Raw genomic sequence first — 9,547 nt, forward strand, 5'->3', positions numbered from 1 at the left:
CCGCCAGGCAGCCGAGCGAGCCGCACAGGCAGCGGGCATCGGCGTGGCCGGGCAGGCGGACGTGGCCGATGTCGCCCGCGCCGCCGTCGACGCCGCGGTAGACCTCGCCGCCGATGACGATGCCCGCGCCGATCCCGGTGGACACCTTGACCACCACGAGCGCGGCCGAATCCGGGTAGCGGGCGCGGTGTTCGCCCAGCGCCATCAGGTTCGCGTCGTTCTCGACCAGCACCGGGGCGGCGAAGCGGGCGCCGAGGTGGGCGTCGATCGGGTAGCCGTCCCAGCCCGGCATGATCGGCGGCTGCGTCACGCGGGCGCGGCCGGGTTCGACCGGGCCCGGCACGGAAACGCCGATGCCGCAGACCGGCAGCCGGACCTCGGCCAGCATCGCGCCGAACCAGTCCGCGATGACGTCGAGCACGGGTTCCGGGCCGTCGGCGACGCGCACCTCGCCGCCGCGGTGGGCCAGCCGCCGTCCGGCCAGGTCGGTGACCGCGGCCTCGGCGTGCGTGGTGTCGATGCTGGCGGCGAGGACGACGGCGTGCTGCTCGTCGAAGCGCAGGTGCCGCGCCGGGCGGCCGCCGGTGGACTCCTCCTGGTCGCCTTCGGCGAGCAGGCCCGCCGTCTGGAGCCGGTCCAGGCGCGCGGTGAGGGTCGAGCGGGACAGTCCGCTGCGGGTCAGCAGGGCCTTCCGCGTGGTCGCCTCCCCTGTCTTGACCAGCTGGAACAGCTCTCCGGCAGTGGTCGGCACCCAGCTCCTCCCCTCTTTTGTCTATTGACAATACACAAGTTGGAGATAACTTGGACATATGGATGTAACACGAGCCGCGGCCGTGCTGTCGGGCAACTGGCTGGGCTCGTCGACCGTGCCCTCGCGCGGGCTGTACCCGCACCAGTGGAGCTGGGACTCCGCGTTCATCGCGTCCGGCCTGCGCCACCTGGCGCCCGAGCGCGCGCGGCGCGAGCTGCTGACGCTGTTCTCGGCGCAGTGGCGGGACGGCCGCGTCCCGCACATCCTCTTCAACCCCGACACCCCGCCCGAGGCGTACTTCCCGGGGCCGGGGTTCTGGCGCGCCGGCCGGACGTCCGGGCTGGTCCAGCCGCCGGTGCACGCGCGCGCGGTGCTGGCGGTGCACGAAGCCGCGCCCGACCGCGAATTCCTCGCCACGCTGTACCCGAAACTCCGGGCCTGGCACGAATACCTGCTGGGTGCGCGCGACGCGGGCGGGCGCGGGCTCGCCGCGATCGTGCACCCGTGGGAGTCCGGAATGGACAACAGCCCGGCGTGGGACGGCCCGCTGGCGCGCGTCACGCCGTCGACCGGGTTCGTCCGCCGCGACCTGACGCACGGCGAGGCCGCCGACCGGCCGAGCGACGAGGACTACGGCCGGTACGTCCGGCTCGCCGCGGACTACCGAGACAGCGGCTACCGGGACGCCGGCGAGTTCGTCGTGGAAGACCCGGGCTTCAACGCGCTGCTGGCCGACGCCGAACTGGCACTGGCCGAGATCGCGGACGAACTCGCCCTCCCGGCGGCCGCCGCCACCCACCGCGAATCGGCGGCGCGCGTGGCGAAGGCGTTACAGGAAACCTTGTGGGACAACGGCTTCTTCTTCGCCCGCGACGTCCGCACCGGCGCGCTGACCCCGCAGCACACGTGCTCGGGCCTGCTGCCGCTGCTCCTCCCGGACCTGGCGGTCGCCCCGGCCCTCCTCGCCACGGCGACCGGCCCCCGCTTCGGCCTCGGCCGCGTCCACGGCGTCCCGAGCTACGACCTGACGGCCCCGGACTTCGACCCGGCCCGCTACTGGCGCGGCCCGTCGTGGGCCAACATCGGCTGGCTCCTGCACCGCGCCCTCCTCGCCCACGGCGAACCCGCCCTCGCCGCCCACCTGCGCGAAGACCTCCTGACCACGGCGTTCGCCACGGATTTCGCGGAGTACTGCGACCCGCTGACCGGCGCGGGCCACGGCACCCGCGCGTTCAGCTGGACGGCGGCGCTGGCCGTGGACCTGCTGGCTTCGTGATTCCTTCACCGCGATCAAGTTGACAGATTCTGGACAATTAGAGCCCAAAACCACCAAATCGATTCTCGTCACTCATTCGGGTGGTTGTTGGCGGCTTAAGCTCCGGGGAGCATTTGAAACTCCGGAGCCAGCTGCCGCAACCGAAGGAGTACGCCGATGTCGGTCGAGATCACATCCGGCGAATGGCTCCGGGTCCTGCTCCCCGGCACGATCACCACCGCGGCCGCCGCGGCCCAGGTTTCCCGGCTGAGCGCGATCGACTGGGAGAAGCCCCTCGACCTCGACCTGGCCGACGTGACGCAGGCCGACATGGCCGGGCTGACGACCCTGCTTTCGGTGCTCAACGAACGCAGCGCAACCGGCGGGGAAACCCGGATTTCGATGCCCCGGGACCACGCGGTGGCCGAACTCCTGCTGGAATCCGCCTTTCCGTCGGCGGCCGCGATGGTGTCGCGGCCGCAATTCCGATCACTCATCTGGGGCGCCGACGTCGTGCCGATCCACGACCGTGTGCGGCTTTTGCGACCCTCCCCCAGCCGGCCTTCGAGCACCGCGTACCAGCGGCTGCGCGACGAGCGCTTTTTCGGCTTCGTGACCTATTCGTTCCAGGCCGAGCCGCAGATCGCCTCGGTCGTCGCCACCGAGCGGTCCCGCTGGCGCGGCCCGCTCGTGCTCAGCTTCCTCGACTCGGCGCTCGCGCACGACGGGGCGGAGGTCCCCCGCGTCGTGATCCACGAACTGCTGGCGAACGCCGTCCTGCACCCGGGCGGCGACGTCGTGACGATCAGCTCGTGGGTGACCCCCACCGGATCCGGCCGGGCCGAGCTCACCATTTCGGTGTGGGACAACGGCGACAGCATGATCCGGGCCCTCCGGGCCGCCCCGCAGTCCCTCCGGGTCGCGGACGCGGACGTCGACGACACGTTCGCCGTCGAAGCTTCGGGCTGGCACCCGCGCTTGGCGAAGTACCCCGCGAATTGGACACCCGACGCGGCGGCGGCCGACGAGGAACTCCTGCTGGCCGCCCTCTTCCCTGGGATCTCCCACCGCCCGGCGGACCGCCGGGCGTTCCCGCAGGGTTACGGCTTGCACGCGTTGTACCGCTGCGTCGTGGACCTCTTCGGCGGCTCCCTCGAGATCCGGACCGGGTGCCAGCAGCTCACTCTGGCCGGCACCCGCCTCCACCGCCGACGCGGAACCCGCAAGTACCGGGCACACCTCGCCCGGCTCACCGGCCGTCCCCTGCACGGGAACCTGCTGACGGTGCGCCTTCCCCTGCGCCATGCCCAGTAGCCGGCGAGGTCCCTGGCAAGTCGAAACGGAAGTGGTGCGGGTCGGCCCGCTGGTGTCCGAGCTGGTCGACGAAAAGCGCCGAGACTTCCACGAGTGGCTGGCGAAACGCCTGGTCAAAACGGTTTCGATGCGCCGGGCCGCGCAGTTCACGCGGTACGTCCCGGCCGACGACATCCAGAACTCGGTGCTCCCCTCGACCGAGATCCTCGGCTTCACCACTTCGGAAGCGGACCGCGAGCTCAAGATCATCGACTGCACGGGGAACCGGTACGGGGACCTCGGCGAGAACTTCCTGCACTGGGTGGCGTCGTGCGCCACCCAGTTCGCCACACGGGCCGAGCAGGTCAGCGTCATCCTGCTGCCCGACTTCCCCAACGCGGAATTCAGCTCGTTCTGGAACCCCATCATCGATCTCCCGCCCGATTCCGGCACGGTCGTCGTCATGAACAAGGCGGGCGACCTGGAACGGCGGGGCGCGCCACGTCCGTTCGAACCGCCTTCGCGCAAGATCTTCCAAGCCAAGTACCGAGAGCTCAACGGAGGACCTGGGCCGGACTTCGAAGACAAGGTCATCCGCCGCATCGGGCACTTCGACATCAGCGAACAGCACTGCAGCCACTTCTTCTTCGACGGCTCGCGCGCGGTGGCCGAGCTGGCGGACCTGCTTCTCGAGAAGATCACCAGCGTCGCGGGCAAGACCGCCGCGAGGACGACGCTCATCATCCCGGCGCGGACCGACCCGTGGATGGAACAAGCCGTCACCGCGACCGCCGGCCGGCTCACCGTGCCCTGGATCAAGTGGCCGATGGACGCGGCGGAGATCCCACCCGCGAACGACGGGACGAGCTACATGTTCCTCGTCGACTTCATCAACACCGGAGCGACCTACACCACCGTCGCCCGGCAGGCGAGGGAGGCCGGCTACCGGCTGCACCGGTATTCGGTCGCGGCGTTCATGTCCCGGGACTGCCACGTCGAGGCGAACGGCCTCCCGGCGGTGCAGGCCATCAAGCAGGTCGCCGCCGAGCGCGTGGCCCGGGACCACTGCGACCAGTGCAAGCTGGCGCTCCCCCACACCGACAAGTACCGCGACGAATTCGCGGAGCTCCGGTCGTACGACGCCTGGCACATCCTCACCAGCGTCGGCTGGGACACCGAAAGCTACGGCCCGCCCAAGCGGCTGAAGCACTTCCCGCCGTTCAAGGAGATCTTCGACGCGTTCGGCGATTGCCTGGCCTACAAGCTGGAGCTGATCCTGCGGGAGGTGGCGCCGGGCGCGGTGATCGTGTGTCCCGAAGAGCCCGCCGTCCAGCTGCTGGTCCGCCGGATGCAGCCGTGGGCGGAGGACCGGATGGTCGCCGTGCCGCTTCCCCGGGAGGCACTGATCCGGGCCGAGGGCGCCGACGTCCGGCGGATCGCCGACAGTACTGGCTGGGGACGGCAGCTGGACCACTTGTCCCAGCGGCAGGCCCGGGTGGTGGTGCTGGACGAGATCAACGCGTCGAACGAGACCGCGCGGCAGATGCTCCACATCCTCAAGGCGTTCCACATCCACCCGCGTGCCTACACCCCGATCTTCAACTTCGTCCCGGCCGACCAGCTCGACGAGGTGCCGATCCGCGCGCTCTACGAGCTCCCGAGCCCGCGCCGGGTGTGGACGTGAGCAGCCCGCGGTCACCGCGCCGCAGCCGCGAGCGCCCCGAGGAGTCGATGGCGTCGATCGCCCACTTCCTCAACCGGGAGGAAGACGTGTTCCGGCGCACCTTGATGGTGCGCGACTACGCGAACCGGGCCAAGCCGCTGCCGGAACGGGACCGGGCCGGCTTCGACGTCGCCGTGGTCGAGTCGTTCCTCCCGCCGATGGACGGCAGCCCGCCGCGGCGCAGCCGCCCGGCTCCGGCCGAGCGGGTGCGCGACGTCGACGTCATGATCCTCACGGTGCAGCCGATCGAGTTCAAGGCGGCCCGGGCGGCGCTGAAACCCGACGGCCCGCCGGACGTCCTGCCCAACGGCAGGTCGTTCTACCGCGCCGGGATCCCGCTCACCGCGGCCGGGCTCGCCGACCCGCCGGGTCGCCTGACCGTCGCGGTGACGACGATCGGCGAACCGTACAGCCTGCACGCCCAGCAAGCCGTCGACGAGATCTCCATCTCCTACCGGGCCAGCGTGTGGATCCTCGTCGGGATGGCCGCGGGCCTGGCCGGGGAGACCAGGCGGGGCGACGTCTACCTCCCGCGCACGGTCTGGTGGTACGAGCCGGGCCGGTTGCTGCCCGACCGCTTCGAGCCGCGGCCGGCGGTCGCCAGCCGCGGTCAGATGAACATGCAGCTCACGCGCTTCGACCCCGCGGGCTCCCGCCTGCGCGATCGGCTCGCGACCGCGATCGCCGAACTGCCGGCCGAGAACCGGCCGCTGGACCTGCCGGCGGACTTCCGGCCCCGGGTCTCGGTGCTGTCGGACGCCGTCGCCTCCGGCGACAAACTGCTCCGCGACGGCGAGCGCCTGGCCAAGCTCCACGAAGCCAACCAGCACATCCTCCTCGGCGATCAGGAATCGTACGGTTTCGCCTTCGCCTGCCGGGACATGGATTGGATCATCGCCAGGGGCATCGCCGATTTCGGGGACCCGGAAAAGGATTCCTCCTACCAGTACCTCGCCACGCTCTTGGCGATGCACACCGTCCTGGAGTTCCTGGAGAGCGACTACATCCCGCCCAGCTTCGTGATCCCGAGCCGGGCGCCCGGCGAAGGCTGAGCGGCGGAAGACGGGACACCGCGCGGGATCTGTGGTGTGCTGGGACCATGGGCGCCCACTCGTTCGAGGCCAACGTGACCTACGACGACGCGTACGTCCTGTTCCTCGACGCCGCAGGCTACTCGAGCATCGTCGGGCGCAACCCGCGTGACCGGGCCGCGCACGCTTTCGACCTGCTGCGCGAGCGGGTGATCGCGCGGGTCGAGAACTGCGCGCGGGCCATGGGGTGCGCGCGGGCCGAACTGTGGAGCTGGCGCGGGGACGGCGGTTTCTTCATCCTGCACGACGACAACGAGAGCGTCGCGAGGGACGTCGCGCTCAGCGTGGGGGACGCGATCCTGAACGAAGACGTCCCCGGGCTGCGGGAAGAGCTCGCCGACGCCGAGTTCGCCGGGGAACTGCGGCTGCGGCTGGCCGTGCACAAGGGACCCGTGCGGCTGCCCGGCGAACGGTCCGCGTCGATCCATTCACCGCACATCAACTTCGCGGCGCACCTCGAGGAAGCGGTGCCGCCGGACCGGCTGGCGGTGTCCGGGGCGGTGCACCGGGTGGCCGGGCCGTTCGCCGGACGGCTCGAACGGGTCGGCGTGTTCGAGGAGCAGGACGTCTACCTCATGCCGGCCGGCGGCGGCGCGGAACCGGGCAAGCGGGCCTGGCTGCGCGCCACCGGGCTGCCCGGCGACGTCCGCGTCCACGCCTACCCGCGCCGCCCGAGCCAGCACGAAAAGGCGCAGCTGGTCAGCGCCGCGACCGGCGAGGTGCTCGACCTCGGCACCACGCTCAACTCCTGCGCGAACCGCCTCACCACCACCGACCGGCCCGCGCTGTACCGGGACGCGGTGCTCGAGTTCCTGCGGCGCGGGGGCACCTACCGCTGCGTCGTGCTCGACCCGGCCGGTGAGGCGACGGCGATCTTCTCGCGGCTGCGCGGGGAACCGCTGGGCCCCAAGACGAAGGAGTCGCTGGCGAAGTTCGCCCGGTTCAAGGAGCGCCACGCCGCCGACACCGAGCGGTTCGAGGTGCACCAAGCCGCCGAGTTCCCCGGGATGGCCGCGCTCTGCGCCGATCCCGGGGCGCACGCCTTGATCCTCTACTCGCCGTACCTGCTCGGCATCGGGCCGGGCGCGGCGGCGCTCGACCGGGCCGACATGCCGCACTACTTCGCGACTCCCGACTCCGGTGACCTGCACCGGACGCTCGACGCGGCACTCGCGCGGGCGACCCGGCCCGAGGTGCTCGAACGGGTCCTGTAGCTCAGCTCGCGTAGGCCGAGCCCAGCCAGGTTTCGTCGATGCGCAGCCGCTTGTAGCGCGTGGTGTCGCTCGATGCCGCGTACGTGCTCGTGATCCGGAGCCGGACGTACCTCGTCGTCACCGCGGGCAGGTCCGCGAGCTGGACGCCGCGGTGACTCGGGAGCGTGCCGGACTTCACCGCGCTGCCCCAGTTCTGGCCGTCGGCCGACACGAACACCTGGTAGCCCTTGATCCGCGCCGACTGCTCGGTGTCCGACCGGGCATAGCTCACGGAGTCCTCGCGCTGGTTGACGCCGATGTACTGGACCGGCTTCGCCGACCCGAGATCGAAGTCGAGGTCGACCGGGAGCTTCTTGCCGTTGTCGAAGTACGTCAGGTAGTCGCCGTCGCTCGCCGACTGTCCACTGTGGCCGGACGCCGAGGTGCTCGCCTTCAGCGTCACCGTCCGCGAGTCGTAGATCCCCGTGCGGCCGGTCGTTTCGACCTTGAACACCGTGTCGTAGGGGTCCCAGCCCGACAGCCCGGTCAGTGTCAGGCTGCCGTTCCCCTGGCCGAACGAGACGGCCGCGCCGGTGCGGAGGTTCGTGACGCGGGAGACGCGGTAGCCGTTGTCGCGGATCTTCAGCGTGCTCCCGGACGGCTTGGTCAGCACGTGCAGGTACTGCGTCGCCCCGCGGATGGTGATGACGCCGTGCGCGCCGTCGTTCCAGAAGCCCGGCTGCATGCCGCCGTACATGTACCCGGCGCCCTCCGTGCCGTCGAGGGATTCCCGGATCGCGCCGAGGTACCCCGCCGCGAAGGTGTTGAACGCTTCCTGGTTCGACGGGAACCTGCCGTTCACCATCGCCGTTTCGGCCATCAGGGACTTGATCGACGAGCCCGCGTTCGCCACCAGCCTGCCGAGGTTGAGCGCCTTGTTCACCGGCGGGTTCGAGCCGCCGTACCACCACGCCCCGGTGTCGGGCAGCTTGAAGCACGCCTCCGTGAGCCGCGGCATCGCTGTGTACGTGGCCTGCGGGTAGTCGTACGCCGGGGTCATGCCGGTCTTCTGCTCGTTGCTGATCGTGTCCATGATCGGCGTGTCTTCGTTGTTGTTGCTCAGCAGGTAGCCCGGGCGCTGCTGGTAGATCTGCCGGTACAGGTCGTGGGATTCCCAGTAGGCGTTGTCGTTGTCGATCCAGAAGCCGCCGAGGTCGGGGTAGTTCTTCATGACCTCGAAGAAGTTGTCGTAGCTGAACTGGCCGAAGCCGTCCTGGCTGTCGAGGTTCACCGTCTTGCCCTTGTACTTCGAGTAGGCGCCCGAGTCGAGCCACTCGTGGCCGCCCTCGTTGTGCCACTGGGCGTCGTTGGTCATGTAGAGGATGACCTTGAGCCCCTCCGCCTTCGCCGCGGCGACCAGCTCGCCGAGGAAGTCGCGCTTGGTGCTGCAGCTGCCCGGGATCTTCGACGGCCACGCCCGCGAGTAGCCGAGGCGGCTGTGGAAGGACGCCAGCACCAGGTACGACGCGTGCAGCTTCTTCGCTTCGGTGACCCAGTAGCCGGGACTCCACCCGCCGTCGGTGATCGCCTTCTCCCAGGCACTGCAACTGGTGTAACCGGGCGACGTGCGCATGCCCCAGTGCAGGAAGAGGCCCGCCTGGCTGTCGCGCAGCCACTGCTGGGACGGTTTCTGCAGATCGGCCGAAGCCGGCGCGGCGGCGAGCCCGGCGGCCGCCAGCAGCGAAGCGCACACGACACCCAAACGACGCAGGAACATCAGCGACCTCCAGTGGTCTGGTCCACCCGGAGTGGTACTCCTGCCGTGCACCACGGTCAAGGTGCAGATCCGACCTCTGGCACACGTTTCAGTCACCGGTACACCGGAACGCCCGCCATCCGGGTTAAATATCTGATATATGACGTGAAAGATCGGATCTCTCTTGACCGCCGGACCGCCGGGCGAGTAGATGTTCTCCCTGGGAAGCGCTTTCGCTCCCCGACCACCGCTCCGGCGAAACGGGTAGCACGCCGCGCCCCAAGAGCCGGCCGGGATGCCGACGGACGGCGGATCGGCATCCCGGCCACCTCTTTCGCACCACCCGCGTCGCGGGGCCAGTGCACGAAAGGGACGAAGCATGTCCGAGCACCCCCTTCGCCCGACCCGGCGCGCGGTCCTGGCCGGCTCCCTCGGCGCGCTCGGCGCCCTAGCCGCGGCGGGCCCCGTCGCGCGGGCGGCCGACC

Annotated in this window: 7 protein-coding genes; 5 read left to right on the forward strand and 2 right to left on the reverse strand. The window is 70.4% G+C overall.

Annotation, left to right across the window (positions count from 1 at the left end):
* Positions 1-751, reverse strand: a 751-nt coding sequence (locus G3I65_RS55450) for an ROK family transcriptional regulator (RefSeq protein ID WP_160704599.1), incomplete at its 3' end; no start/stop codon positions are given.
* A gap of 58 nt (positions 752-809) precedes the next feature.
* On the opposite strand from G3I65_RS55450, the gene G3I65_RS55455 reads away from it, so the two are divergent.
* The 5 genes from G3I65_RS55455 (at position 810) to G3I65_RS55475 (ending at position 7,327) form a co-directional block, all read left to right on the forward strand.
* Positions 810-2,027, forward strand: coding sequence for a trehalase family glycosidase (locus tag G3I65_RS55455; protein ID WP_160704601.1), 1,218 nt, complete (start codon positions 810-812; stop codon positions 2,025-2,027).
* 156 nt (positions 2,028-2,183) lie between these two features.
* Positions 2,184-3,320, forward strand: coding sequence for a sensor histidine kinase (locus G3I65_RS55460; RefSeq protein ID WP_160704603.1), 1,137 nt, complete (start codon positions 2,184-2,186; stop codon positions 3,318-3,320).
* A gap of 34 nt (positions 3,321-3,354) precedes the next feature.
* Positions 3,355-4,983, forward strand: a complete 1,629-nt coding sequence (locus G3I65_RS55465) for a hypothetical protein (protein WP_160704605.1) — start codon at positions 3,355-3,357, stop codon at positions 4,981-4,983.
* Positions 4,980-6,074 carry a 5'-methylthioadenosine/S-adenosylhomocysteine nucleosidase gene (locus tag G3I65_RS55470; protein WP_160704607.1) on the forward strand — a complete coding sequence of 365 codons (1,095 nt, stop codon included), beginning with the start codon at positions 4,980-4,982 and terminating at the stop codon, positions 6,072-6,074. Before G3I65_RS55465 ends, G3I65_RS55470 begins: the two co-directional genes overlap by 4 nt.
* 47 nt (positions 6,075-6,121) lie before the next feature.
* Positions 6,122-7,327: an adenylate/guanylate cyclase domain-containing protein gene (locus G3I65_RS55475; protein WP_160704609.1), complete on the forward strand. Its 1,206-nt coding sequence runs from the start codon at positions 6,122-6,124 to the stop codon at positions 7,325-7,327.
* 1 nt (position 7,328) lies between these two features.
* On the opposite strand, the gene G3I65_RS55480 is transcribed toward G3I65_RS55475, so the two are convergent.
* On the reverse strand, positions 7,329-9,083 hold the full coding sequence (locus tag G3I65_RS55480) for an alpha-L-fucosidase (protein WP_160704611.1): 1,755 nt from the start codon (positions 9,081-9,083) through the stop codon (positions 7,329-7,331).
* Between the last annotated feature and the right edge of the window lie 464 nt (positions 9,084-9,547).

Origin of the sequence: Amycolatopsis sp. SID8362 (assembly GCF_010550475.1) — a bacterium.
Lineage (GTDB): Bacteria > Actinomycetota > Actinomycetes > Mycobacteriales > Pseudonocardiaceae > Amycolatopsis > Amycolatopsis eburnea.

Coding starts and splice junctions, on each gene's coding strand:
- G3I65_RS55455 (WP_160704601.1), top strand. CDS start 810: ATGGATGTAACACGAGCCGCGGCCGTGCTGTCGGGCAACTGGCTGGGC.
- G3I65_RS55475 (WP_160704609.1), top strand. CDS start 6,122: ATGGGCGCCCACTCGTTCGAGGCCAACGTGACCTACGACGACGCGTAC.
- G3I65_RS55460 (WP_160704603.1), top strand. CDS start 2,184: ATGTCGGTCGAGATCACATCCGGCGAATGGCTCCGGGTCCTGCTCCCC.
- G3I65_RS55480 (WP_160704611.1), bottom strand. CDS start 9,083: ATGTTCCTGCGTCGTTTGGGTGTCGTGTGCGCTTCGCTGCTGGCGGCC.